The 24,668-nt window shown below is 70.0% G+C and carries 18 protein-coding genes; 14 read left to right on the top strand and 4 right to left on the bottom strand.

The features are described from left to right. Positions 1-135 precede the first annotated feature (135 nt). The 11 genes from bacA (at position 136) to ubiB (ending at position 16,958) form a co-directional block, all read left to right on the top strand. Positions 136-768, top strand: coding sequence for a biofilm formation regulator BacA (gene bacA / locus V2J18_RS20740; RefSeq protein WP_064749067.1), 633 nt, complete (start codon positions 136-138; stop codon positions 766-768). 1 nt (position 769) lies between these two features. Continuing rightward, positions 770-1,483, top strand: coding sequence for a PspA/IM30 family protein (locus V2J18_RS20735; protein ID WP_064749066.1), 714 nt, complete (start codon positions 770-772; stop codon positions 1,481-1,483). A 53-nt stretch (positions 1,484-1,536) separates the two neighbouring features. Next, positions 1,537-2,220 (top strand): hypothetical protein, encoded by a 684-nt coding sequence (locus V2J18_RS20730; RefSeq protein WP_064749065.1) that lies wholly within the window; start codon positions 1,537-1,539, stop codon positions 2,218-2,220. A gap of 112 nt (positions 2,221-2,332) precedes the next feature. Beyond that, positions 2,333-4,375, top strand: coding sequence for a flotillin family protein (locus tag V2J18_RS20725; protein WP_222423780.1), 2,043 nt, complete (start codon positions 2,333-2,335; stop codon positions 4,373-4,375). A 92-nt stretch (positions 4,376-4,467) separates the two neighbouring features. After that, positions 4,468-9,816, top strand: a complete 5,349-nt coding sequence (locus tag V2J18_RS20720) for a DNA repair ATPase (protein WP_336132757.1) — start codon at positions 4,468-4,470, stop codon at positions 9,814-9,816. Between the two features lie 9 nt (positions 9,817-9,825). Beyond that, positions 9,826-10,527, top strand: a complete 702-nt coding sequence (locus tag V2J18_RS20715; protein ID WP_336132756.1) for a phospholipase D-like domain-containing protein — start codon at positions 9,826-9,828, stop codon at positions 10,525-10,527. 156 nt (positions 10,528-10,683) lie between these two features. Beyond that, the gene (locus tag V2J18_RS20710; RefSeq protein WP_064749062.1) at positions 10,684-11,586 is read left to right on the top strand and encodes an alpha/beta fold hydrolase; all 903 of its coding nucleotides are present in this window, start codon (positions 10,684-10,686) and stop codon (positions 11,584-11,586) included. Between the two features lie 4 nt (positions 11,587-11,590). Continuing rightward, the gene (gene oleC / locus V2J18_RS20705; RefSeq protein ID WP_336132755.1) at positions 11,591-13,261 is read left to right on the top strand and encodes an olefin beta-lactone synthetase; all 1,671 of its coding nucleotides are present in this window, start codon (positions 11,591-11,593) and stop codon (positions 13,259-13,261) included. 328 nt (positions 13,262-13,589) lie between these two features. Next, positions 13,590-14,597 carry a 2-alkyl-3-oxoalkanoate reductase gene (gene oleD, locus V2J18_RS20700; protein ID WP_336132754.1) on the top strand — a complete coding sequence of 336 codons (1,008 nt, stop codon included), beginning with the start codon at positions 13,590-13,592 and terminating at the stop codon, positions 14,595-14,597. 34 nt (positions 14,598-14,631) lie between these two features. After that, positions 14,632-15,291 (top strand): ubiquinone biosynthesis accessory factor UbiJ, encoded by a 660-nt coding sequence (locus V2J18_RS20695; RefSeq protein ID WP_336132753.1) that lies wholly within the window; start codon positions 14,632-14,634, stop codon positions 15,289-15,291. Then, the gene (gene ubiB, locus V2J18_RS20690; RefSeq protein WP_064749057.1) at positions 15,288-16,958 is read left to right on the top strand and encodes a ubiquinone biosynthesis regulatory protein kinase UbiB; all 1,671 of its coding nucleotides are present in this window, start codon (positions 15,288-15,290) and stop codon (positions 16,956-16,958) included. The genes V2J18_RS20695 and ubiB overlap by 4 nt, the downstream gene beginning before the upstream one ends. A 200-nt stretch (positions 16,959-17,158) precedes the next feature. Here ubiB and V2J18_RS20685 read toward each other — a convergent pair whose 3' ends face one another. Then, positions 17,159-20,008 carry a M16 family metallopeptidase gene (locus tag V2J18_RS20685; protein ID WP_336132752.1) on the bottom strand — a complete coding sequence of 950 codons (2,850 nt, stop codon included), beginning with the start codon at positions 20,006-20,008 and terminating at the stop codon, positions 17,159-17,161. Positions 20,009-20,099: 91 nt separating this feature from the next. On the opposite strand from V2J18_RS20685, the gene V2J18_RS20680 reads away from it, so the two are divergent. After that, the gene (locus V2J18_RS20680; RefSeq protein WP_425606085.1) at positions 20,100-20,840 is read left to right on the top strand and encodes a pseudouridine synthase; all 741 of its coding nucleotides are present in this window, start codon (positions 20,100-20,102) and stop codon (positions 20,838-20,840) included. A gap of 16 nt (positions 20,841-20,856) precedes the next feature. On the opposite strand, the gene V2J18_RS20675 is transcribed toward V2J18_RS20680, so the two are convergent. Then, the gene (locus V2J18_RS20675; RefSeq protein WP_336132751.1) at positions 20,857-21,468 is read right to left on the bottom strand and encodes a DUF2059 domain-containing protein; all 612 of its coding nucleotides are present in this window, start codon (positions 21,466-21,468) and stop codon (positions 20,857-20,859) included. Between the two features lie 97 nt (positions 21,469-21,565). Beyond that, positions 21,566-22,177, bottom strand: a complete 612-nt coding sequence (locus tag V2J18_RS20670) for a hypothetical protein (RefSeq protein WP_064749050.1) — start codon at positions 22,175-22,177, stop codon at positions 21,566-21,568. Positions 22,178-22,333: 156 nt separating this feature from the next. On the opposite strand from V2J18_RS20670, the gene arfB reads away from it, so the two are divergent. Then, complete coding sequence (gene arfB / locus V2J18_RS20665) at positions 22,334-22,747, top strand: alternative ribosome rescue aminoacyl-tRNA hydrolase ArfB (protein WP_064749048.1); 414 nt, start codon at positions 22,334-22,336, stop codon at positions 22,745-22,747. 17 nt (positions 22,748-22,764) lie between these two features. Beyond that, positions 22,765-23,382 carry a lysophospholipid acyltransferase family protein gene (locus V2J18_RS20660; RefSeq protein WP_064749114.1) on the top strand — a complete coding sequence of 206 codons (618 nt, stop codon included), beginning with the start codon at positions 22,765-22,767 and terminating at the stop codon, positions 23,380-23,382. Between the two features lie 36 nt (positions 23,383-23,418). Here the strand turns inward: V2J18_RS20660 and V2J18_RS20655 are convergent, their stop codons facing one another. After that, complete coding sequence (locus tag V2J18_RS20655) at positions 23,419-24,111, bottom strand: GntR family transcriptional regulator (RefSeq protein ID WP_336132750.1); 693 nt, start codon at positions 24,109-24,111, stop codon at positions 23,419-23,421. Positions 24,112-24,668: the final 557 nt, after the last annotated feature.

Here is a 24,668-nt window from a genome sequence, read left to right as displayed (position 1 = left end):
CGGGCTGGCCCCGGGATGGGTTCTAAGGCATTGATCCAAAACTATTTGGCGCGCGATCCGCGCTGTCCTGCCGTTCGTCGACTCTCACATGTCATGTCTTGCAGCAATCACATGTGATGCCGTAATGTGAACGCCATGGAACAACGCCGATCCTCCGCCTACTACCAGCGCCGCCATCGCGAACGCCTGCGCGAGAAGGGGCTGGTCAAGAAAGAGCTGTGGGTATTGCCGGAGTTCGCCGACGAACTGCTGGCGGTGGAAAAGCGCATGCGGCAACCGCGCGGGGCGATGCCGGCGCGGGCACGAGGAGAGGGCACGATGAGCGATGGCAAGGTCTGGACCGCGCGCGGGCTGTACGAGGCCCTGACGCAGACCGAAGAATTCGTCTACGGCGACTCGCAGATCGAGCTGATCGACGGCGCCGAAGCCAGCCTGCACCTGGTCATGGCCGAATACGGCGACCTGCCGCTGTTCGTGGCCGTGGTCGGCGAGCAGATCGTGGTCGAGGCGCTGCTGTGGCCGGTGGCCCACGTGCGCGATCCGGCCGCGTTCAACGAAGAGGTGCTGCGCACCCACAAGGCCTTCTTCCCGCTGTCGACCATCGGCATCGAGACCCTGGCCGACGGCGAGGCGGTGTACATGATGTTCGGTGCGCTGAGCGCGGCCTCGTCGTTGTCCAACGTCCTGTACGAAATCGAAACCCTGGCCGACAACGTCATCAAGGCCACCGAGGCCTACGAACCGCAGCTGCTGCTGGAGGCGGCCTGACATGCCCAAGTCCGACGGCAGCGAAGGCATCTGGAACAAACTGCTGACCTCGCTGCGCGGCGGCGCGCACGAGCTCGGCGAAGCGCTGGCCGACAGTCAGGCGCTGCGCATCCTCGACCAGGAAATCCGCGATTGCGACCTGGAGCTGCGCCAGTCGCGCGAATCGCTGGCGCAGCTGATGGCGCGGCACAAGCTGGCCGAACGCGAGCTGAGCGATTCGGCCGACAAGGTCGGCGAGTACGAAGGCTATGCGCTCAAGGCGCTGCAGGCCGGCGACCAGTCGCTGGCGCTGGAAGTGGCCGACAAGGTGGTGCAACTGGAAGCGCATCGGCGCGAGCAGGAAGGCCATGTCGCCCAGCTCGCCGCGGCCGCGACCGAGCTGCGCAAGGCCATCGCCATGGCCGAGGGCAATATCCGCCGGCTGAAGCAGCAATTGGACACGGTCAAGGCGACCGAAAGCATGCAGCGCGCCCAGGCCGCGGTCGCGCACCGCTACGCCGGCCCGCAAAGCCGGCTGCAGACCGCAGTCGACTCGCTGGCGCGGATCAAGCGCAAGCAGGCCGAGCGCGGCGCGCGCATGGAGGCCGCGGCCGAACTCGCGCGCCAGGACGGCGGCGACGCATTGGAGCGCAAGCTGCGCGAAGCCGGGATTCTGCGCGACGAGGCCGGCGCCGAAGCGGTGTTGCAACGCTTGCGACAGAAGCTGCCGGGCTGACCGGCATCGTGCCGCGCCGTGCGCGGCGAGCGGGAAGCGGAAGGGGAGGGGCGATGGGCGAATTTCTGACCACGGTGTTTTCGTTGCCGACGGCGTTCTACACCGTGCTGCTCGGCGTGGTGATCGGCTATTGGCTGCTGTCGGCGCTGGGCCTGGTCGGCGGCGAGATGATCGACGGCTGGATCGGCGGCGACGGTCACGGTCACGGCGGCCACGGCCTGGGCGACCACACCCTCGCCGACGGCGCTCACCACCACCAGCAAGGCCTGTTCGACCCGCTGATGCGGCTGGGCCTGGGCGGCATCCCGGTGACCGTGGTGCTGAGCGTGCTGATCGGCGTGTCCTGGGCCCTGACCTACCTGGCCGACGTTTACTTGCTGCGGCATCTGCCCGGCGTCGCGCTGCAGATCGCCGGCGGCGTGGCCGCGATCGTGATCGCCTTCGCCGTGGCGATTCCGGTTTCGGCCCTGGCGCTGCGTCCGCTGCGCCGATTGCTGCGCAAGATGCAGCCCGGCCCGCCGCGGCCGATCCTGGGCCAGGTCGCGGTGGTGCGCAGCCCGGTCAACGCCGTCACCGGCACCGCCAGCATGGAAGACGGCGGCGCCGGGCTGATCCTGCAGATCCGCGACGACGACCCGGTGCGCTTCCAGCGCGGCGACCGCGTGGTGCTGATCGAATACCTCGAAGACCGCAATGCCTACCGCGTGGTCAGCGAGGACGAGTTCCGCGGCAGCTGAGCCGCGACGCAATCCGTCCGACGGCGTCCGTCCGGCGTCGGAGTCGCAGCGGCCGCCGCGGCCGCGCATGAGGACGGTCGAATCTTGCTGTTTGAGTCATAGGGAGATGCAAATGGGTACTGCAATCATGGTGCTGACGCTGATCGGCGTGTCGCTGCTGATCCTGTTCGTCATGTTGCTGATGTTCAAAGCCTTCTACATCAAGGTGCCGCAGGGCACGGCCTTGATCGTCAACGACATGTCGTCCACGCCGAAGGTGCATTTCACCGGCGCGCTGGTCTATCCGGTGATCTACAAGAAGGAGTTCATGCAGATCTCCCTGATCACCCTGGAAGTCGACCGCCGGGCCAAAGACGGCCTGATCTGCAAGGACAACATGCGCGCCGACATCACCGTCGCGTTCTACCTGCGGGTCAACGAGACCCAGCAGGACGTGCTCAAGGTCGCCAAGGCGATCGGCGTCGACCGCGCCTCCGACCGCACCGCGGTCAACGAACTGTTCAACGCCAAGTTCTCCGAGGCGCTGAAGACCGTCGGCAAGCAGATCGAGTTCGTCAAGCTGTTCGAGAACCGGCAGGAGTTCCGCGACCGCATCATCGAGGTGATCGGCAACGACCTCAACGGCTACGTGCTCGAGGACGTGGCGATCGACTACCTCGAGCAGACCCCGAAGGCCTCGCTGGACCCGAACAACATCCTCGACGCCGAGGGCATCCGCAAGATCACCGAGCTGACCGCGGCGCAGAACGTCATCACCAACGAGCTCGAGCGCAACGAGCAACTGGCGATCACCAAGAAGAACGTCGAAACCCGCGAGGCCATGCTGGCCCTGGAGCGCCAGCAGGCCGACGCCGAAGCGCGGCAGAAGCGCGAGATCGAGACGATCAAGGCGCGCGAGGAAGCCGAGACCGCCAAGGTGCGCGAGGAAGAGCGGCTCAAGGCCGAGCAGGCGCGCATCGCGGTGCAGGAGCAGCTCGACATTCGCGAAGAAAACCGCCTGCGCGAAGTCGAAGTCGCGCAGCAGAACCGCCAGCGCGCGGTGGTGATCGAGGTCGAGAAGGTGACCCGGGCCAAGGACCTGGAAGTGGTGGCCCGCGAGCGCGAGGTCGAGCTGAACCGGATCGACAAAGAAAAGGCGCTGGAAGAGCAGCGTAAGGACATCGCCAACGTGATCCGCGAGCGGATCGCGGTCGAGAAGACCGTGGCCCAGGAAGAGGAGCGGATCAAGGAAGTGCGGCAGGTGTCGGAAGCCGACCGCGCCAAGCAGGTCACCGTGCTCGCCGCGCAGGCCGCGGCCGAGGAAGAGCTGGTGCGCCAGGTCAAGCAGGCCGAGGCCGACGAAGTCGCGTCCAAGCACAAGGCGGCGCAGATGACCGTGCTGGCCCAGGCCGAACTGGAAGCGGCCGGCAAGAGCGCCGAGGCCAAGAAGAAACTGGCCGAAGGCATCGAGGCCGAGCGCGCCGCGCCGGGTCTGGCCGATGCGCGGGTACGCGAAGTGGCCGCGGCGGCGGCCGAGAAGGAGGGCCTGGCGCAGGCGCGCGTCATCGCCGAAACCCTGGCCGCCGAGGCCCGCGGCGAGCAGGAAAAGGGCTTGGCTCAGGCGCGGGTGATCGAAGTCCAGGCCGAGGCCAAGCAGAAACAGGGCCTGGCCGACGCCAAGGTGCTGGAAGAAAACCTGTTCGCGCAGGCGCGCGGCGAGGAACAGCTCGGCGTGGCCAAGGCCAAGGCGACCAAGGACCTGGGCCTGTCGGAAGCCGAGGTGTTGCTGCAGAAGTTCAAGGCCGAGGCCGAGGGCCTGGGGCAGAAGTTCGGCGCGCTGGATTCGCTCAGCGATCAGGCCCGCGCCCACGAAGAGTTCCGCATGCAGTTGGAGAAGAGCTTCGAGCAGGCCCTGGCCGGCATCGAGGCGAACAAGGAAATCGCCAAGGAGCAGTCCGAGGTGCTGGCCGCCGCGCTCAGCAAGGCCAACATCGACATCGTCGGCGGCGAGGGCGCGTTCTTCGATTCCTTCGCCAAGGCGCTGTCGGTCGGCAAGGCGATCGAAGGCGTGGCCGGCAAGAGCCCGATCGTGCAGGACGTGTTGCAGCGGCTGTTGGTCAAGGCCGACGGCAAGGGCGACGGCAAGCTCGCCGGCGAGGCCGCGCTGGACTCCTGAGCGGCGGCCGGACCAGGGAACGCGCCGCCGCTCGGCGGCGCATCGGTGTGACGCCGGCCGTGCGCGGCCGGCCGGAGGGTTAGGACGGACACATGGCGGACACTCAAGCGGTCGCGGCGGCGGCCAAGGGCGAGGGCGGCGCGGCGGTCGACCAGGCGGTGGCCCAGGGCGGCGCTTACGAAGTGCTAAGCAAGCGCCTGGCCGAACAGGGCCAGCGTCTGCGCGGTATCGCCCAGGACTTGAACCGGCGGCGCCTGGAGGAATTCGGCAGCAGCCAGATGGAGGCCATCGGCCGCTTCCGCATCCGCACCGAACACAACTGCGTCGCCCGCGACATCGTCCAAGTCGGCGACTGCCTGCTGTTCGGCTACAACGTGTTCATGGGGCTCAAGAAGGAGACCGCGGTCGCCGACGTGTTCTGCCTGTACAAGCTGGTGCAGGGGCCGGAGGGCTACGATGTCACGCCGGTCGAGCTCAAGGGCAGCTTCCTCGGCGTCGACAGCTTCGCCAATGACTTCCGCGAGCTCTACGCCTATTACAAGCACACCCGGCTGATCCAGCTGATCGTGCGCGACGGCAAGCTGCTGGCCGCGTTCCAGATCGGCGAGCGCATCACCGACCTGCGCGTGTTCCGTTGGTCGGTCTCGCCCGACGGCGAGGTGCGCTACATCGACAACCGCGGCGAACGCGACATCGCCCTGCCCGCGCCGTACGACTTCGAGTGGGTCCGCGCCGGCCGCGACAGAACGGTCAACGGCCGCCACCCGCATCTGAACATCCTCGACAGCGTATTCGTCGAGACCGTCAACGGCGACTTGACCATCAAGGTCGAGAACAACACCGAGGACGGCCAGGGCATCTACCGCGAACCGGTCGCCGACAAGACCCAGTCGCTGGACGACGCCCAGGTCGACTACGCCCAGGTCGGCAGCCTGATCCTGCTCAAGATCCTGCCGTACCGCGAGGAGCATTGGCGCTACCTGGTGTTCAACACCCTCAGCCGCAAGGTGGTGCGCCTGGACGAGATCGGCCTGGCCTGCGTCCAGTTGCCGGAAGACCACGGCATCATTTTCCCCGGCGGCTACTATCTGCAAAGCGGCGAGCACAAACGCTTCGAACAGTCGATGCAGGGCATGCGCTACAAGCGCAGCATCCGCTCGCCCAACGGCGAGGACGTGCTGTACCTGTTCTACGAACCCGAGCAGGGCCGCACGGCCATGTTCACCTACAACATGATCGAGCGTCGCCTGCAGACGCCGATCTTCGGCCACGGTTATGCGCGCCTGGAAGACGGGCGCATGGTGATCTTCGCCACCGAAAGCGACGAGCCGACCCGGGTCCATCCGATGCAGGTCTGGCAAACGCCCTACGCCAGCGACGAATACGCGGCGCGGCAGCCGGCCGGCAATACCTTCATGGGCAAGATCGGCAATGCCGAGCTGGTGCGCGGCGTGTCCGAACTGGTCAGCCTCAGCCGCGAGATCGAGGCCGGCGAAGTCTCGGCGCAGCGCTACGGTCTGCTAGCCCAGAACACCCGCCGCCTGTTCGACGCCCACCACTGGCTGGCCGAGCCCGATTGCGGCGAACTGGCGCCGCTGTTGCGCGAGATCGCCGCTACCGCCGAGTCGGTACTGGACGAGTACGAGAAGGTGGAGAGCATCCGCGGCCAGTCCGAGCGCGCGCTGGGCGAGGCGCAGCGCAAGCACAAGGCCCTGCTCGACAGCCTGCAGCCGGAGAACTGGAACCGGGCGCAGGAGTTCGTCGACGCGCTCAACGGCCTAGCCGCGCAGCGCGGGCATCTGCTGACCATCCGCGACTACCGCTACATCGACGTGGCCGCGATCGACGCGATGGAGCAGGCGCTGGTCGCCGCGCACGCGCGCATCGGTGCCGCCACGGGCGCCTTCCTCGCCGACGACAAGGCGCTGGCGCCGTTGGGCGAGCGCCTGCAGGCGCTGGAGGCGCAGGCGCAGCAGGCCGTCAGCGTGGCCCAGCTGGCCGAACCGCTGACGCAGATGCAGGCCATGTCGGCCGACCTGGACATGCTGTCGGCGCTGATGGCCACGCTCAAGGTCGACGATGCCACCCAGCGCACCCGCATCGTCGAGACGATCTCCGGAATCTACGCCAAACTCAACCAGGCCAAGGCGCGGGCCGAGCAACGCCGCAAGCAGCTCGGCTCGGCCGAATCGGTGGCTCAGTTCGGCGCGCAGTTCAGCCTGTTCGGGCAGAGCGTCGCCAGCGCGCTGGCCCTGGCCCAGGACCCGGAGAAGGCCGACGAGCAACTCTCGCGCCTGCTGGTGCAGCTGGAGGAACTGGAAAGCCAGTTCGGCGAGCACGAAGGCTTCCTCGGCGACATCCTGGCCAAGCGCGAGGAGTTGCTGGAAACCTTCGAGGCGCACAAGCAGGCTTTGCTCGACGACCGCCAGCGCAAGGCGCAGGCGGTGATGGACGCTGCGACCCGTATTCTCGAAGGCCTGGGACGGCGCACGGCGCGCTTCGCCGACGCCGACGAACTCAACGCTTTTTTCGCCGGCGACGCGCTGATCCTCAAACTGCGCGAACTGGCCGAGCGCCTGCGCGCGCTCAAGGACAGCGTCAAGGCCGACGACGTCGAGGCCCGACTCAAGGGCGCGCGCGACCAGGCGGTGCGCGCGCTGCGCGACCGCAGCGAGCTGTTCGAAGCCGGCGGCGACGTGATCAAGCTCGGTCCGCGCCACCGTTTCAGCGTCAACACCCAGGAGCTGGACCTGACCCTGATGCCGCGCGGCGACGCGTTGCATCTGCACCTGACCGGCACCGACTTCTTCGAGCCGATCGCCGACGCCGAGCTGGACGCGGCGCGCGCCTACTGGGGCGTGTCGCTGGATTCCGAGTCGCCGCAGCTGTACCGCGGCGAGTACCTGGCCGGACTGGCGATCGAGGCGGCCCAGGCGCAGCGCGAGGGCCTCAGCCTGGACCTGCTGCGCCAACAGCTGGCCCAGCCCGAGGCGTTGGCGCGGAGCCTGCGCGACTTCGCCGCTCCGCGCTACCGCGAAGGCTACGAGAAAGGCATCCACGACCACGATGCCGCCTTGATCTTGCAAGCCTTGTTGCCGCTGCGCGACAGCGCCGGCCGCCTGGCCTACGCGCCGGCGGAGCGGGCCTGGGCGATGCTGTTCTGGTCGCAGGCCGGCGAGAGCGACGCCGCGCGGCAATGGCCGCAGCGCGCGCGCACGGCCGCCGACGTCGAGCGCCTGTTCGGCGCCGGCGAGGCCCTGCAGACCTTGCGCGCGGAGATCGCGACGGCACTGCAGGCTTACGCCGAGCAGCAGACGCTGGCCCTGGAGCCGACGCTGCACGGCGGTGCGGCCGAGTACCTGAGCCTGGAGCTGGCGGCGGAGCGGCCGCAGTTCGCGATCAGCAAATACGGCCAGCGGTTGGCCAAGGCGTTGCGCGAGAAGCTGACCGCGGCGCGCATGTGGGACGGCTTCGCCGCCGCGCTGCAGAGCCTGGAACAGCGCCTGGGCGCGCGCTGGTCGCTGGCCCTGCACTGGGTCGAGGCGCTGGCGCGCACGCCGGAACTGGCGCCGCTGGCGCCCTATGCGACGGAGGCGGCGGCCCTGCTGCTGCTCGACGAACGCTTCCCCAGGCTGCCGACCGAACTCGATCTCGGCGCGACCGTGCAAGGCCTGCTCGGCGAGCATCCGCGCATCGCCGGGGGCCGCATGACCGTGGCCATCGACGACTGGTCGGCGCGCCTGCGGGAGCATCGCGAGCGCTTCGTGCCCGGCTTCCAGCGCTACCACGCCCTGCGCCAGCAGGTGGTCGCGCGCGAGCGCGCGGCGCTGCGCCTGGAGGAGTTCAAGCCGCGGCCGCTGAGCTCGTTCGTGCGCAACAAACTGATCAACGACGTCTACCTGGGCGTGATCGGCGACAACCTGGCCAAGCAGATGGGCACGGTCGGCGAGAGCAAGCGCAGCGACCTGATGGGCCTGCTGATGATGATCTCGCCGCCCGGCTACGGAAAAACCACGCTGATGGAGTACGTGGCGCACCGGCTGGGCCTGATCTTCATGAAGATCAACGGCCCCGCGCTGGGCCACGAGGTGCGCTCGCTCGACCCGGCGCAGGCGCCGGACGCGACCTCGCGCCAGGAGCTGGAAAAGCTCAACCTGGCGCTGGAGATGGGCAACAACGTGATGCTGTACGTCGACGACATCCAGCACACCCATCCCGAGTTCCTGCAGAAGTTCATCTCGCTGTGCGACGGCACTCGCCGCATCGAGGGCGTGTGGAAAGGCCACACTCGCACCTACGACATGCGCGGCAAGAAGTTTTGCGTGGTCATGGCCGGCAACCCGTACACCGAGTCCGGCGAGGTGTTCAAGATTCCGGACATGCTGGCCAACCGCGCCGACATCTACAACCTCGGCGACGTGCTCGGCGGCATGGAGCAGGCGTTCCTGCTCAGCTACATCGAGAACAGCCTGACCAGCAACCCGGTGCTGGCGCCGCTGGCCACGCGCGAGATGGCCGACTTGTACCGCTTCGTCGCCAAGGCCGAGGGCGGCGCGTTTTCGGCCAACGAACTCAGCCATGCCTACAGCGGCGCGGAGATCAACGAGATCGTCGCGACCCTGGAACGGCTGATCGTGGTGCGCGACGTGGTCTACAAGGTCAACCAGCAATACATCGCCAGCGCGGCCCAGGCCGAACGCTACCGGGTCGAGCCGCCGTTCAAGCTGCAGGGCAGCTACCGCAACATGAACAAGCTGGCCGAGAAGATCTCGCCGGTGATGAATCCGGCCGAGCTGCAGCAGTTGATCGGCGATCATTACCTGGGCGAAGCGCAGCTGCTGACCTCGGGCGCGGAGGAGAACCTGCTGAAGCTCGGCGAGCTGCGCGGCCTCCTCGACCCGGCGCAGAGCGCGCGCTGGGCGCAGATCAAGCGCGATTTCCTGCGCAACAAGGCGATGGGCGCGGCCGACGACGACGTCGGCGGGCGGGTGGTGGCGCAGCTGGCCGATCTGGTCGAAAGCGTGCGCGGCCTGGATGCGGCCGCGCAGACCGCAGCGACGCCGGTCGCCGGGCCCGAGCCGGCGCCGTGGCCGCAGTTGCTGGCCGCGCTGGAACGCCTGAGCGCGGCGCAGGGCGAGGCGCGCGTCGCCGCAGCGCCGGAGCAAGCTGTCCCGGTACCGGCCGCGCAGCCTCTGGCCGAATTGCTGCACGGGCTCGGCCCCTCGTTGCAGCAGGCCCTGCACCCGCTGGTCGAGCGGCTGCAGGACAGCGGCGATCGCCAGGCGCGGATCAACGAGGCCCTGGTCGAACTGTTCAAGCAGCTCGGCGAACGCGAGCTCCAGGATGCGCCGACCCGCGCGGCGATGACCGAGCAACAGCGCGAACTGCAGCGCGCGCTCAACGAATTCGCCGACCGGCTCAACGGCCGCGTGCCGCGCTGAGGACCGAGCATGGACTTCGCCCGACTCGACCAGGCCTTGCGCGACAGCATCGCCGACGCCCAGCTCGACAACGAGGAAAAGTTCGAACTGCGCGAACTCGGCGCCGGCCTGGCCGCCGACCGGGTGCGCTACCTGCGCAACCGCGCCTTCGCCATGTCGCGCGAGTTGATGCTGGCCGAACCGGCGCGCACGCTCGACGCGTTGCGCTGGCTGGAACAGGTGGTCAAGACCCTGGACGTGGTCGCGGCCGCGCCCGCGACCGTGTCCAGCGCCTACTTCGCGCCCGGCGACGCGTGCCTGCGCAAACTGCGCGAGCTGTGCCGCGGCGCGAAGCGCAGCCTCGACATCTGCGTCTACACCATTTCCGACGACCGCCTGGCCGAGGAGATCGTCGTCTGCCACCGGCGCGGCATCGCCGTGCGCGTGCTCAGCGACAACGACAAGAAGTTCGACGAAGGCAGCGATGTGTTGCGCCTGCGCGAGCTCGGCGTGCCGGTGCGGATCGACGACAGCCCGTTCCACATGCACCACAAGTTCGCCGTGTTCGACGGCCGGGTGCTGGCCAACGGCAGCTTCAACTGGACCCGCAGCGCCACCGCCAGCAACGAGGAGAACTTGGTGGTCACCGACGACGCCAACCTGCTGCGCTGCTTCGTCGGCCAGTTCGAAGCCCTGTGGCGCAAGTTCGCGCCGGAGGCGGCACCGGCCTGAGCCTGGCCGGAGCGGCGGCGAACGGCCCGGCGGGAGCGGCCGGGGGCCCCGATCGGGCCGCGCGGCCCGGAAAATTCCCCATCGGCCCCCGGCAGCCGATAATGGCGCCCCTGTCCGCCCAGGCCGCGCCCGCCGCGCGCCGTCCACGAGCCGCCGATGACGTCCAGCCGCAGTTTCCCCGACTACCCGTTCCAGCCGCAGCGCTTCGAAGTCCGCCCCGGGATCGCGATGAGCTATCTCGACGAAGGCCCGCGCGACGGCGAGGTCGTGGTGATGCTGCATGGCAACCCGTCGTGGAGCTATTACTGGCGCAAGCTGGTGCTGGGCCTGCGCGACCGCTATCGCTGCATCGTCCCCGACCATGTCGGCATGGGCCTGTCGGACAAACCCGGCGACGAGCGCTACGAATACACCCTGCAGTCGCGGGTCGACGACGTCGAGCGGCTGTTGCAGCACCTGGGCGTGACCGGGCCGATGAGCCTGGCGGTGCACGACTGGGGCGGCGGCATCGGCTTCGGCTGGGGGCTCAAGCACGGCGAGCAGATCCAGCGCCTGATCGTCACCAACACCGGCGCGTTCCCGTTGCCGGCGGCCAAGCCGCTGCCCAAGCGCCTGCGCCTGGGCCGCGATTCGGCCCTGGGCACCGGCCTGATCCGCGGCCTCAACGCTTTCGCCGGCGGCGCCGCGCGCCTGGGCGTGGCCACGCCGATGCCGGCCGAGGTGCGCCGCGCCTACCTGGCTCCATACGATTCTTGGGCGAACCGCATCGCCACCTCGCGCTTCGTCCAGGACATCCCGCTCGGCGAGGGCGACAAGGCCTGGCCGCTGGTGCAGGCGATGGCGGCCAAGCTGCCGCAGTACGCCGACCGCCCGGCCTTCATCGGCTGGGGCCTGCGCGATTTCGTGTTCGACCATCACTTCCTCAAGGGCTTCACCGACGCGCTGCCGCAGGCGCAGGTGCGCGCCTTCGAGGACGCCGGCCATTACGTGCTGGAAGACAAGGCGGCGCTGCTGGTGCCGGAAATGCGCGCCTTCCTCGACCGCCACCGGCTGGGCTGAGCCGATGAGCCCTGATGCCTCCGCCGCGCAAGGCGAACGCTGCAACATCGCCTCGGCGCTGCCGGCGCTGGCCGCGCAGTCGCCCGAGCGCATCGCCATGCGCTGCCCCGGCACGCGCCGCGCCGACGGTCTGGCCGCTTACGATGTCGCCCTGAGCTACGGCGAGCTGGACCGGCGCAGCGACGCGATCGCCGCCGGCCTGGCCGCGCGCGGCATCGTCCGCGGCACCCGCACCGCGGTGATGGTGCGGCCGTCGCCGGAGTTCTTCCTGCTGATGTTCGCGCTGTTCAAGCTCGGTGCGGTGCCGGTGCTGATCGACCCGGGCATCGACAAGCGCGCGCTGCGCCAGTGCCTGGACGAGGCCGCGCCGGAGGCCTTCATCGGCATTCCGCTGGCGCATATCGCGCGGGTGGTGCTGGGCTGGGCCAAGTCGGCGCGGATTCGCATCACCACCGGGCGCTATGCGTTCCTGGCCGACGACACGCTGCAGCGGATCGAGCGCGCCGGCGCCGGCGCGGCTTCGCAACTGGCCGACACCCGGGCCGACGAGGTCGCCGCCGTGGTGTTCACCAGCGGCTCGACCGGCGTGCCCAAGGGCGTGGTGTTCCGGCACCGGCATTTCGTCGCCCAGATCGAAATGATGGGCGAGGCCTTCGGCCTGATGCCGGGCGGCGTCGATTTGCCGACGTTCCCGCCGTTCGCGCTGTTCGACCCGGCGTTGGGGCTGACCTCGATCATTCCCGACATGGACCCGACCCGGCCGGCGCAGGCCGATCCGGTCAAGCTGCTCGATGCGATCCATCGCTTCGGCGTCGACCAGTTGTTCGGTTCGCCGGCATTGATGGCGGTGCTGGCGCGCCATGGCCAGCCCTTGCCGGGGGTGAAGCGGGTCACGTCGGCCGGCGCGCCGGTGCCGCCCGACACGGTCGCCGCGCTGCGCGAACTGCTGCCGCGCGATGCTCAGTTCTGGACTCCGTACGGCGCCACCGAATGTTTGCCGGTGGCGGTGATCGAAGGCCGCGAGCTGCAATCCACCCGCGCCGCGACCGAGCGCGGCGCCGGTACCTGCGTCGGCCGGCCGGTGCCGCGCAACGAGGTGCGGATCATCCGCATCGACGATGCGCCGATCGAGCAATGGTCGGACGACTGGGTGCTGCCGGCCGGCGCGGTCGGCGAGATCACCGTCGCCGGGCCGACCGCGACCGACAGCTATTTCCGCCGCGATGCCGCGACCCGGTCGGCCAAGATCCGCGAGGTCCGCGACGGCGTCGAGCGCATCGTCCATCGCATGGGCGATGTCGGCTATCTCGACGAGGAAGGGCGGCTTTGGTTTTGCGGGCGCAAGACCCACCGGGTCGAGACCGCGCACGGCCCGCTGTACACCGAGCAGGTCGAACCGGTGTTCAACACCCATCCCAAGGTGCGCCGCACCGCCCTGGTCGGCACCGGCGCGTTCGGCGCGCAGCAGCCGTTGCTGTGGGTGGAACTGCACGATCCGCGTACGCCGTCGGCGGAGTGCGAGCGCATCGCCGGCGAGTTGCGCGCGATCGGCGCGCAGTTCGCGCATACCGCCGGGATCGAGCGGATCCGCTTCCACCCGGGGTTCCCGGTCGATATCCGCCACAACGCCAAGATCGGCCGCGAGAAGCTCGCCGCGCAGGCGGCGCCGGGCTGACAAGCCCGCGGGCTGCGTCGAAACGACGCAGGGTGGCGCGTTCGGGAGTCGCGAGTCGGGAGTCGGGAGCCAGGAGCCAGGAGCCGGACGTCGTCGCCGCAACCGGGTAGCGTGAGCCGCCTTCCCTGAGTCGTGAACTGCGGTTGCCCTTTTGACTGAGGGGGGGGAAGGCCGTGCGGCGGGCGTAGGGATTTGCTCTTGCTGCTGTCGCCTTCGTGGCGGGCGCAAAGCGTTCCCGGCTGCCGTCCGTGCCAAGCCCATCCACGCGGCCTATCATGCGCAAGCCTCTCCGCAGCCGCGCGCTGCGCTTTCACGGAAGTTTTCGACGATGAAGATCCTGGTCACCGGCGGCGGCGGTTTTCTCGGCCAGGCCCTGTGTCGCGGTTTGGTCGCGCGCGGCCACGAGGTGGTCAGCTTCAACCGCGGCCGCTATCCGGCGCTGGACGAGATCGGCGTGACCCAGGTGCAGGGCGACCTCGCCGACCGCGAGGCGGTGATCGCCGCCGCCAGCGGTTGCGAGGCGGTCTTCCACAATGCCGCCAAGGCCGGTGCCTGGGGCAGCTACCAGAGCTACCACCAGGCCAACGTGGTCGGCACCCAGAACGTGATCGACGCCTGCCGCGCGCACCGCATCGGCCGGCTGGTCTACACCTCCACGCCCAGCGTGACCCACCGCGCGACCCACCCGGTCGAAGGCGGCACCGCCGAGACCGTGCCCTACGGCGAAGGCTTCAAGGCCGCCTACGCCACCACCAAGACCGTCGCCGAGAAAGCGGTGCTGGCCGCGAATGGTCCGGACCTGGCGACCGTGGCGTTGCGCCCGCGCCTGATCTGGGGCGTGGGCGACAATCAATTGCTGCCGCGCCTGGTCGAACGCGCGCGCCGGGGCCGCCTGCGCTTCGTCGGCGGCGGCTACAACCGCATGGACACGACCTACATCGACAATGCGGCGCAGGCGCATTTCGACGCCTTCGAACACCTCGCCCCCGGCGCGGCCTGCGCCGGCAAGGCTTATTTCATCAGCAACGGCGACCCGCGCACGGTGCGCGAGACGGTCAACGGCCTGCTCGGCGCGGTCGGCGCGCCGCAGGTCGACAAGACCCTGCCGTTCCGCGCCGCCTACCTCATCGGCGCGGTCTGCGAAGGGCTGTGGACGCTGTTGCCGCTCAAGGGCGAGCCGCCGATGACCCGGTTCCTGGCCGAACAGCTGTCGACCGTGCACTGGTACGACATGGGCCCGGCGCGGCGCGATTTCGGCTATGTCCCCCGGGTCGGTTTCGACGAGGGGCTGGAGCGGGTGCGTGCGCATCATCTGGCGGCTTCGGGCCGCCCCTGACGGCCGCTTGCGGCGAGCCGGCTAGAATGGCCGCATGACCGACTCCGCCTCGCCCCTGGATGCGCTCAAGCCCTTGGCCGGGCGCGCCCTCGAAGCCGCGCTGAACCGCGCCCTGGCGCTCGACCCCGACACCCGCGACGGCCTGCGCGCGCTCGACGGACGCAGCATCGCCCTGCACCTGGCCTCGCCGTCGCTGGCGATGCGGATCCTGGTCGCCGGCGACCGGCTCGAAGTGGGCCCGGTGCGCAGCAGCGACGAGCCCGATCTGGCCGTGCGCAGCACCCTGGGCGCGATCCTGTCGCAATTGCCGAACCTGCTCGGCGCAGCGCGCAACGAGCGCGCCGCGCCGGTCGGGCAGCTGCGCATCGAAGGCGATGCCGATCTGGCCCGGCGCCTGCAGCGGCTGGCCGAGCGTTTCGATCCGGACTGGCGCCAACCCTTCGCCGCGGCCTTCGGCGAAGTGCTCGGGGTGCAGATCGCCGACACCATCGCCGCGGCTCTGCGCCACGCTCGCGGCGCCGCCGGCGCGCTGGCCGGCAACGTCGCCGAGTACGTGACCGAGGAATCGCGCGACGTGGTGCCGCGCGACGAACTCAACGCCTTCCACGACGACGTCGACGCGGTGCGCGACGACGTCGAGCGCCTGGCTGCGCGCGTGGCGCGCCTGCGCGACCGCGCCGGGCGGCGCGCATGAGGTCGGCCGCCCGCGCCTGGCGCATCGGCCGCGTGCTGCTGCGCTATCGTCTGGACGCGCTGCTCGACGACACTCCGTTCGAGCGTTGGCTCAAGCTGGCGCGGCCGTTCGTGCCGCGCGCCTCGGCCGAGGTCGCGGCGATGTCGCGCGGCGCGCGCCTGCGCCTGGCGTTGCAGGAACTGGGGCCGATCTTCGTCAAGTTCGGCCAGATCCTCTCCACCCGCCGCGACCTGGTGCCGCCGGACATCGCGATCGAGCTGGCCCTGCTGCAGGACCGGGTCGCGCCGTTCGACGGCGAGACCGCTCGCAGGATCGTCGAGGCGGCGCTGGAGCGGCGCATCGACGAGGCCTTCGACTCCTTCGATATCGAGCCGCTGGCCTCGGCGTCGATCGCCCAGGTCCACGCCGCGCGCCTGCACGGCGGGCGCGAGGTCGTGGTCAAGGTGCTGCGCCCCGACATCGAGGGCAAGATCGCGGGCGACATCGCCCTGCTCAAGGCGCTGGCCGCGCTGGTCGAGCGCGCCCATCCCAAGGCCGACAAGATCCGCCCGCGCGCGGTGGTGGCCGAGATCGAAAGCACCCTCGCCGCCGAACTGGACCTGCAGCGCGAGGGCGCCAACGCCAGCGTGCTGCGCCGGTTCTGGGCCGACAGCGACGACATGTACGTGCCCGAGGTGATCTGGTCGCACACCAGCGAGCGCGCGCTGACCCTGGAGCGGGTGTACGGCATTCCTTCCGACGACATCGCCGCGCTCGACGCCGCCGGCATCGACCGCCGGGCGCTGGCCGCCAAGGGCGTGCGGGTGTTCTACACCCAGGTGTTCCGCGACAATTTCTTCCACGCCGACGCGCACGCCGGCAACATCTGGGTCGACAGCGATCCCGCGCGGCGCAGCAATCCGCGCTTCATCGCCCTGGACTTCGGCATCATGGGCCAGTTGTCGGACGAGGATCAGTACTACCTCGCCGAGAACTTCATGGCGATCTTCAACCGCGACTACCGCCGCATCGCCGAGCTGCATGTGCAGGCCGGCTGGATTCCGGCGCACATGCGCATCGACGAGCTCGAGGCCGCCACGCGCGCGGTGTGCGAGCCGTACTTCACCCGGCCGCTGAGCGAGATCTCGCTGGCCGAGGTGCTGGTCAAGCTGTTCCGCACCGCGCAGCGCTACGAACTGACCCTGCAGCCGCAGCTGATCCTGCTGCAGAAGACCCTGCTCAACATCGAAGGCGTCGGCCGCCTGCTCGATCCCAAGCTCGACATCTGGGCGGTGGCGCGGCCGGTGCTGCAGCGCATCCTGCTGGAGCGCTACAGCCCGCAGCGGTTGGCCGGCGAGTTCCGCAAGCGCCTGCCGGAGCTGGTCACGCGCGCGCCGGAAATGCCGCGGCTGCTGCACACCTGGTTGAACCAGCAGGTCTCGGGCGAGCACGAGCTGAAGATGCGCTCGCAGGACATCATCGATCTCAACCGCAGCATCCAGGATGCGGTGCGGCGCACGGTGTCGGCGATTCTCGGCACCGGCCTGCTAATCGTGGCGGCGGTGCTGTACGGCATGGAGTCCGGCGGGCCGAGGTTCTGGTCGATCCCGGCCTCGTCCTGGATCGCCGGACTGGGCGGCCTGTGGGCCCTGCTGGCGGCATGGCCGCGGCGGCCGCGCGGCGGGTAGGGCGCGGCAGCAGCAACGGCAACCTGAATCCCTCCGCTTCCTTTTCAAAGGGAAGCTATAGAGCGGGTGCGGACGACGATGCGCGCGGGGTAGGAGCGGCGCGAGCCGCGACTGCGAGCTCGCCGGCCGCGGCGCGAGCGTCCGTAGCCGAGCGCGCATCCGCCGGCCACCCGGCACGGCCTGTCGGCGTCCGGCCGCGCTTACTGGCCCGCGCCGGCATCGCCGGCCGCGGATGCCGCCCCCGTGGCCGGAGCCTTCGCCGGCGAGCCGCCTTTGGCCGCGGCGGCGAAATCGCCGGCCAGGTAGACGCTGAGCTGGTCCGGCTTGAGGTGCTTGCGGATCGCGGCGTTGACCTGATCGACGGTCAGCGCCTTGAGCGCGGCGTCGAAGTCGGCGGAGAACTGCATGGTACGGCCGTAGAACAGATTGCCGGCCAGCCCCGCGGCGATGGCGGCGTCGGAGGCGCGCGCCTGTTCGCGCTGGGTCAGCAGGCCGGACACCGCATCGCGCAATTCGTCGGCCTGCACGCCGTCGCGCAGCAGGCGGTCGATTTCCTCGCGCATGGCGCGTTCGACCTTGTCCAGGTTCTCCGGCGCGGCGATCGCCTCCACCGACCAGTTGCCGGCGTCGTCGCGGCCGTCGCGGCTGGTGTCGGCGTCGATGTCGCTGCCGACTCCGTAACTGAGGCCGTCGCGCTGGCGGATGCGGTCGCCCAGGCGCGACTTGATCGTGCCGCCGCCGAGGATGTAGTTGGCTGCGACCAGGGCCGGGTAGTCGGGATCGGTGTCCTTCAGCGAGAGGTTGGCGCGCGCCAGCAACACGCCGTTGGGCTTGTCCGGGGTTTCGAAGCGGCGCTGTTCGGCGGCGACCGCGGTGTAACTTGTGGCGATCGGCGCGAACGCCTGCGGCGCGCGCCAATCGGCGAACAGGCTTTGCAACTGGCGCTTGAGCGCGACCGGGTCGAAATCGCCGACCACGCTGATCTGGCCTTCGGCCGTGCCGTAGAAGTCGCGGTGGAAGGCGCGCACGTCGGCGAGCTTGAGCGCTTTGAGCGCGGCCAGCGATTCGTCCAGGCTCAGCGCGCGCAACGGATGCCCGGCCGGCCACGGGTCGAAGTGCTTGGCCAGGGCCAGGCCGGCGATGCTGCCGGGCTCCTGGCGCGAGGCTTCCATGCCGGTGATCGCCTGCAGCCGGTACTGCTCGAATTCGGCATCGGGATAGGTCGGCGTGCGCAGCACCTGCGCCGCCAGGGACAGCGCGTCGGCGAGTTGTTCGCGGCGGGTGGTCAGGTCGATGCGCGCCGACTGCAGGCTGCCGCCGACGCGCGCGGCGGTCTTGAGCGCATCGAAGCGCTGGTCGATCTGCTCGCGGCTCAGGCCTTGCGCGCCGCGCATCATCAGCGCGCCGGCGACGCTGCCGGCGACTTCGCGGCCTTTGAGCGCGTCGACGTTGCCGAAATTGAACGAGGCGGTGACGCTGACCGTGCCGCCGCGGGTCTTTTTCGGCAGCAGGGCGAGCTTGAGCGAGCGCCCGCCGCCGGTGTCGATGACCACGGTTTCGGTGCGCGCCTGGATGTTGGCCGGAGTCGGATCGAAATGCTCGCCGGCCGCGACCGCGGCCTTGCCGACGTAGTCCTTGAGCAGGACGGCAGCATCCGGGGCGGCGGGGATCGCCGCGCGCTGCGCGGTCTGGCTGGGCACGAAGCGGCCGAAGGTGCGGTTGTTGGCGGTCAGATAGTCGCGCGCGACCCGGTTGACGTCCTGCGCGGTGACCTTGTCCAGCGCATCGCGCTGATGGAAGTACAGCCGCCAGTCGCCGCTGGCGACCGCGTCGGACAGGCCCATCGCGACCGAGGACACGTTGGTGTAGGCCAGTTCGAAGCCGTTGCGCAGCCGTTGCTGCGCGGCTTCGACTTCGGCCGCGGTGACCGGCTGGCGTGCGATCTGTTCGAGCTGGTCGAGCAGGGCTTGCCGGGCCTTGGCCTCGTCGCCGTCCTTGGGCAAGGCCGCGATCGCGCTGAACAAGCCCGGGTCGCGCATCTGTTCGGCGCCGCCGCCGGCGCTGGCCGCCAGGCCGGTTTCGACCAGGGCCTTGTGCAGGCGCCCGCCCGGCACGTGGCCGAGCACGTCTTCGAGTACGGCCAGCGCGGCCGCGTCGGCATGGGTCGCGGCCGGGATGTGGTAGGCGGCCATCAGCAGGCGGATGTCGCCGACCCGGCGCACGGTGACCTCGCGTTCGCCGTCCTGCGCCGGCTCGACCGTGTAGAACGACCGCATCGGTTCGGCCGGACGCGCGATCGGGCCGAAGCGGCGCGCGATCGAGCCCAGGGTCGCGGCGGGGTCGAAGCGGCCGGCCAGCACCAGGGTCGCGTTGTCGGGCCGGTACCAGGCGCGGTAATAGGCCTGCAGGCGTTCGATCGGCACGCCTTCGACGTCGCTGCGCGCGCCGATGGTGCTGTTGCCGTAGCGGTGCCACAGGTAGGCGGTCGATCGCACCCGTTCGACCAGCGCCGCGGCCGGGCTGTTCTCGCCGTTCTCCATTTCGTTGCGGACCACCGTCATCTCGCTGTCGAGGTCCTTGCGGGCGATGTCGGAATGGACCATGCGGTCGGCTTCCAGACCGAGCAGCCAGTCCAGGGTGGCATCGTTGGCGGGGAAGCTGGCGTAGTAGTTGGTGCGCTCCAGCGAGGTCTCGGCGTTGAAGCCGATGCCGCGCTTCTTCATCTCGCCGGGAATGTCGCGATGCGTCGGCGTGCCTTTGAACAGTAGATGCTCCAGCAGGTGCGCCATGCCGGTTTCGCCGTAGTTCTCCTGCTTGGAGCCGACCCGGTAGATCAGGTTCACGGTCACCGTCGGCCGGCTCGCGTCGGGGAACAGCAGCACGCGCAGGCCGTTGCCGAGCCGGTATTCGCAGATGCCCTCGACGCAGGGGCCGGCCTGCACGCCCGTCGGCAACGGCGTCGGCGCGGCTGCGGCAGGACCGAAGGCGCAGGCCAGGGCCAGCGCGGCGGCGAGCAGGGCGGGGCGGGGCGAAGGCAGAAACGGCGTCATGAAAGCTTCCTGTTAACGGCGCCGGGCTGGGAGCGCCGGACGCAATAGACGAAAATAGCCGCCGGACACTTTCGAGGCGATGCCCGGCCGCATGAACGATGCAATTCCGAACCCTGCCGCCGCCGACAGCGCACTACCGGTGCTGTACGCCGACGAGGTCCTGGCAGTCATCGACAAGCCGGCGGGGCTGATGGTTCACGACAGCGCGCTGGCGCGCGGCGAGACCGACTTCGTCGCCGACCGCCTGCGCGAGCAGTTCGGCCGGCCGATCTTCCTGGTCCACCGCCTCGACCGGGCCACCAGCGGCTGCCTGTTGCTGGCGTTCGAGCGCGAGACGGCTTCGGCCCTGGGCAAGGTGCTGATGTCGCGCGAGGTGGAAAAGGACTATCTGGCCGTGTGCCGCGGCTGGCCGGGCGAGGACGCGTTCGAGGTCGATCACGACCTCGACGGCGGCCCCGGCAAGCCGCTCAAGAAGCCGGCGCAGACGCGGTTCCGGGTGCTGGCACGGGCCGAGCTGGACCTGCCTTCGGCCGGATTCCCCACCTCGCGCTACGCGCTGTTGCGGGCGCAGCCGCTGACCGGGCGCTTCCGCCAGATCCGCCGCCACCTCAAGCATCTCTCGCATCACCTGATCGGCGACACCAGCCACGGCGACGGCCGCCACAACCGCCAGTTCCGCATGCTCGGCATCCATCGCATGCTGCTGCACGCGCAGCGCCTGGCGTTCGCTCATCCGGCGGACGGGCGCCGGATCGAGGCGTCGGCGCGGGTCGACGCCGAGTTCGCCAAGGCGCTGGCGTTGTTCGGCCTGGACGCGCCGCCGTCGGGCTGAGCGAGGCGGCGCGGGCTCAGTCGCCCTTGGACGGCTTCGGCGGGGCCGGAGGCGCAGGGGGCGCCGGCGGGGCATACGGCGCCGGGACCGGCTCGTGGCCGTGATCGTGGCCGGCGTGATCGCCGGACTCGAGCATCAACGCCTGCATGTCGCGCTGCAGATCGCGTTGCATGTCTTCGAACAGGCGCTTCATCAGCGGCTGCATTTCCTGCATGGTGCGGCCCATCGCCAGCGGCATCTTTTCCAGGATGCTCTTGCCGGCCGGGGTGCGGTAGAAATCGATCATCGCCTGCACTTCGGCGGCTTCGAACACGTCGCCGTACACCTTGCGGTAGATCGGCGCGACCTGCTTCCACTCCAGCAGTTTCTCCACCGACGCCATCTGCTTTTCCATCGCCTTGGCGAGGCTGGCGCGCTGTTCGGGAGTGAGCTGATCGCCGGCGGCGGCCTGGGCCATCATTTCAGCCGAACCGCGCATCTGCTGCACGATCTCGCGCCTCATGCGCTCGTAGTTCATCGACTCCATCAGCTGGTCGATCTGGGCGTCGCTCGGGCGCGCGGCCTGGGCCGGGGCGAGGCAGAACGCGGCGTACAGGGACGCGGCGAGCAGGGGGCGGGACAGACGCATCGGGCTTCCTCCATGAAAGAAGCCGGCATGGTCGGCGCCGCGCACGGCGGCGTCAATGCGTGCGGCGAGGGGTCGGCGCCGCGCGTGCGGCCCGGCCTCAGGGCCGCGAACCGTCCTTGTAGATGACCTTCGGCCGCAGCGCGGAGTTGTGCGCGGCGTTGAGCAGGTCGAGCAGGAAGGCCTGGCCGAGCACCCGGCCCGGCTTCTGCGCCGGCCCGCTGCCGTAGCCGTAAGCCGCGCCGCGGTTGCCGACGTCGTAGCCCTGCTGGCTCAGCTGCTGCATCACCCGCCGGCCTTCCGGGGTTTGCGCCAGCCGGGTCAGGGCCTGCAGCTCGGACGGGCTGAGCTCGCCGTCGCGGCTGTCGTGGGGCAGGCTGGCATAGCCTTCGTCGCCCGCCTCGAGGTACGCGGGCGCGGTGCCGTAGCCGGCGGGCAGGGCGCCGCCGGCGGCATGGGCGGCGCTCTGCAGCTGCCGCGCCAGTGCATTCTGCTGGCTCATGTACTGGTCCAGGACGCGCTGGTCGGTGGCGTTGGCGCGGCGTCCGACCATGGTTTCGGCCACCGCCTGGGCCGACTGGCGCATCTGCTGCTGGGCGCGCGGCGAGGCCATCGCGTCGACGTTGGCCGGGTCGTACTGGGCCCAGGCCGGGGCGGCGAGCGCGCAGGCCAGGGCCGGCGCGAGCAGCGAAAACAGCAGGGGGCGCTTCATGCGGATGTCCTCCATCGACCGGTTCGGGCATGGTCCCCCTCCGTTCCGGCCCCGTCAACGACAGCGGTCGCAGTCGCTGCGGTACCGGCCGGTAACGTCAAGGCGACGTCATCGGCGCGGTCGCGCGCCGGTCTACAATCGCCCGCGGAGGAACGCATGACGGCCCAGTCCATCACCATCCCCGAACAGGAGCTGGTCGAACGCTTCGTGCGCTCGACCGGCCCCGGCGGGCAAAACGTCAACAAGGTCGCCACGGCGGTGGAGCTGCGCTTCGATGTCGCGCAGTCACCGACCCTGCCCGAGGCGGTGCGCGCGCGGCTGTTGGCCAAGCGCGACCGGCGCATGACCGGCGAGGGCGTGCTGGTGATCAGCGCGCAGCGTTTCCGCACCCAGGAACGCAACCGCGAGGACGCGCGCGAGCGTCTGGCGGCGTTCGTCGACAGCGGCTTGCGCGCGCCCAAGCCGCGCATCGCCACCAAGCCCAGCCGCGCCGCCAAGGAGCGCCGGCTCGGGGCCAAGCGCGAACGCAGCGCGACCAAGCGCGAGCGTTCGCAACGCAGTTGGGATTGAAGGAGAGCCGCGCGCGCATGCCTGCCGACCGAACCGCCACGGACGACGTCGTCCTGCCGCTGCCGCCGAACGCGCCGCGGGTTCCGCCCAACCGTCTGACCCGTTGGATCGGCCGCAGCATCCTGCGCCTGGGCGGCTGGCGCATGGTCGGCCAGTTTCCCGACGTGCCGCGCGCGGTGCTGATCGGCGCCCCGCACTCGTCCAACTGGGACGGCGTGTGGGGCTTCGCCGCCAAGGCCGCGCTCGGCCTGGACGTGAAGATCATCGCCAAGGAGTCGTTGTTCCGGGTGCCGGGGCTGGGCTGGCTGCTGCGCCGGCTGGGGGTGATCCCGATCGACCGCAGCGCCGCGCACGGCGTGATCGACCAGGCCACCGCGATGATCCGCGGCGCCGAGAAGTTCTGGCTCGGAATCGCCCCGGAAGGCACGCGCAAAGTGGTCGAGCGCTGGAAGGCCGGTTTCTGGAAGATCGCCAAGGCCGCCGACGTGCCGGTGATTCCGGCCTATTTCCATTACCCGGACAAAGTCATCGGGATCGGCCAGGAGTTCCATCTCGGCGACGACATGGAAGCCGACATGCGCCGCATCCGCGACTGGTACAAACCCTGGCAGGGCAAGCACCACGGCACCACCTGAGCGCTTGCGCGCCGCCGCACGGCGGGCGCCGCGGCTTCAGCGGCGCTGGCGGCGGCGCGGCGGCGGGGCGCTCGCCGCCGGGTCGGCCGGCGGCAGCTGTTGGCGCAGGTCGTGCAGGGTCGAGACGATGTGTGCGCTGAGCAACCGCGACACCCGGGCCGCATCGCGCGCCAGCCAGGCCTCGAGCAGGGCCCGGTGCTCGCTAGCGGCGCGGGCCTCGCGCCCTTCCGGTTCCAGGTGCTTGCGCACGTAGCGTTCGGCCAATACGTGCAGGCGCTCGACCAACTGGGTGGTGATCGCGCGACCGCCCGGCCGCACCAGGCTCAGATGGAAGCGGCGGTTGAAGGTCACCGCATTGCGCACGTCGGCGTCGGACGCCGATTCCAGTGCGGCCAGCGCCGCGCGCGCGGCCTCGCGTTCGTCGTCGCCGGCGTCGCAGCAGGCGTCCGCGGCCGCATCGGGCTCGATCTTCAGCCGCAGCGCGAACACTTCCTCGGCTTCCACCGCGGTCAGCGCCGGCACGAAGAAGCCGCGGTTCGGGTGCGAGCACAGCAGGCCTTGCTCTTCCAGCCGTCCCAGCGCTTCGCGCAGCGGGATCTTGCTGATGCCGAGTTCCTCGGCCAGCAATTCCTGGCGGATAGGCGTGAGCGGCGGAATCTGGGTCGAAAGAATCCGTTCGCGCACCACTTCGAAGGCTTGGTCGGACAGCGAACGCGGGACAATGCTCATCGTCACAGTCTAACCAAGCGCCGCACGCGCTGGCAGGTGGGCGTCGGATCCCGGCGGCGGGCGAGGCGAGGAGGCGCGGGCGGCGGCGGGAACTTGCCCGATCCGGTTCCGCCGATCCGATCTCGCCCGATCCGGTGCGGCCGGTGTGCCGTTCGTCGGCTCGACCGCCACCGCTCGACCGCGGTCACGGAAATCTTCCAGCTGCAGTCATAGCGTATACGTTATACCGATTAGCGGGCATTTGTGACGGCTTCATGACCGTGGCGGCCTTGCCCTCGGTCGACCGGGTCAGGGGGCCCGTCCTGGCCGCAATCCGCAGCGCCGGCGCGCTTCAGCCGGTGCCGGGCTGCGCCCGGCCGGCGCCCGTTCCTCCGCGGCCTGTCCGCCTCTCCATTGCGCCCTGCCAGCTCCCGGAGGCTCATCGCCCGCCGGGCCGGGCGCCGTCGCGCCCGCGTTGCCGATCGGACCGATCCCCCGCAGCGGGCGCGCGTCGCCCGTCGATCCCTACGACGCAGGAGAGATGCCCACCACCGATCGCCGTTCTCGTCATGCCCCCG

Source organism: Lysobacter firmicutimachus (genome assembly GCF_037027445.1).
GTDB classification, from domain to species: Bacteria; Pseudomonadota; Gammaproteobacteria; order Xanthomonadales; family Xanthomonadaceae; genus Lysobacter; species Lysobacter firmicutimachus.
This window is presented reverse-complemented; position numbering and strand designations above follow the sequence as displayed.

What these genes read in the sequence shown, in the direction of transcription:
- oleC (WP_336132755.1), top strand. Translation starts at nt 11,591, where the DNA reads ATGAGCCCTGATGCCTCCGCCGCGCAAGGCGAACGCTGCAACATCGCC.
- ubiB (WP_064749057.1), top strand. Translation starts at nt 15,288, where the DNA reads ATGAGGTCGGCCGCCCGCGCCTGGCGCATCGGCCGCGTGCTGCTGCGC.
- V2J18_RS20670 (WP_064749050.1), bottom strand. Translation starts at nt 22,177, where the DNA reads ATGAAGCGCCCCCTGCTGTTTTCGCTGCTCGCGCCGGCCCTGGCCTGC.
- V2J18_RS20715 (WP_336132756.1), top strand. Translation starts at nt 9,826, where the DNA reads ATGGACTTCGCCCGACTCGACCAGGCCTTGCGCGACAGCATCGCCGAC.
- V2J18_RS20695 (WP_336132753.1), top strand. Translation starts at nt 14,632, where the DNA reads ATGACCGACTCCGCCTCGCCCCTGGATGCGCTCAAGCCCTTGGCCGGG.
- arfB (WP_064749048.1), top strand. Translation starts at nt 22,334, where the DNA reads ATGACGGCCCAGTCCATCACCATCCCCGAACAGGAGCTGGTCGAACGC.
- V2J18_RS20730 (WP_064749065.1), top strand. Translation starts at nt 1,537, where the DNA reads ATGGGCGAATTTCTGACCACGGTGTTTTCGTTGCCGACGGCGTTCTAC.
- V2J18_RS20685 (WP_336132752.1), bottom strand. Translation starts at nt 20,008, where the DNA reads ATGACGCCGTTTCTGCCTTCGCCCCGCCCCGCCCTGCTCGCCGCCGCG.
- V2J18_RS20720 (WP_336132757.1), top strand. Translation starts at nt 4,468, where the DNA reads ATGGCGGACACTCAAGCGGTCGCGGCGGCGGCCAAGGGCGAGGGCGGC.
- bacA (WP_064749067.1), top strand. Translation starts at nt 136, where the DNA reads ATGGAACAACGCCGATCCTCCGCCTACTACCAGCGCCGCCATCGCGAA.
- V2J18_RS20655 (WP_336132750.1), bottom strand. Translation starts at nt 24,111, where the DNA reads ATGAGCATTGTCCCGCGTTCGCTGTCCGACCAAGCCTTCGAAGTGGTG.
- V2J18_RS20710 (WP_064749062.1), top strand. Translation starts at nt 10,684, where the DNA reads ATGACGTCCAGCCGCAGTTTCCCCGACTACCCGTTCCAGCCGCAGCGC.
- V2J18_RS20660 (WP_064749114.1), top strand. Translation starts at nt 22,765, where the DNA reads ATGCCTGCCGACCGAACCGCCACGGACGACGTCGTCCTGCCGCTGCCG.
- oleD (WP_336132754.1), top strand. Translation starts at nt 13,590, where the DNA reads ATGAAGATCCTGGTCACCGGCGGCGGCGGTTTTCTCGGCCAGGCCCTG.
- V2J18_RS20675 (WP_336132751.1), bottom strand. Translation starts at nt 21,468, where the DNA reads ATGCGTCTGTCCCGCCCCCTGCTCGCCGCGTCCCTGTACGCCGCGTTC.
- V2J18_RS20725 (WP_222423780.1), top strand. Translation starts at nt 2,333, where the DNA reads ATGGGTACTGCAATCATGGTGCTGACGCTGATCGGCGTGTCGCTGCTG.
- V2J18_RS20735 (WP_064749066.1), top strand. Translation starts at nt 770, where the DNA reads ATGCCCAAGTCCGACGGCAGCGAAGGCATCTGGAACAAACTGCTGACC.
- V2J18_RS20680 (WP_425606085.1), top strand. Translation starts at nt 20,100, where the DNA reads ATGAACGATGCAATTCCGAACCCTGCCGCCGCCGACAGCGCACTACCG.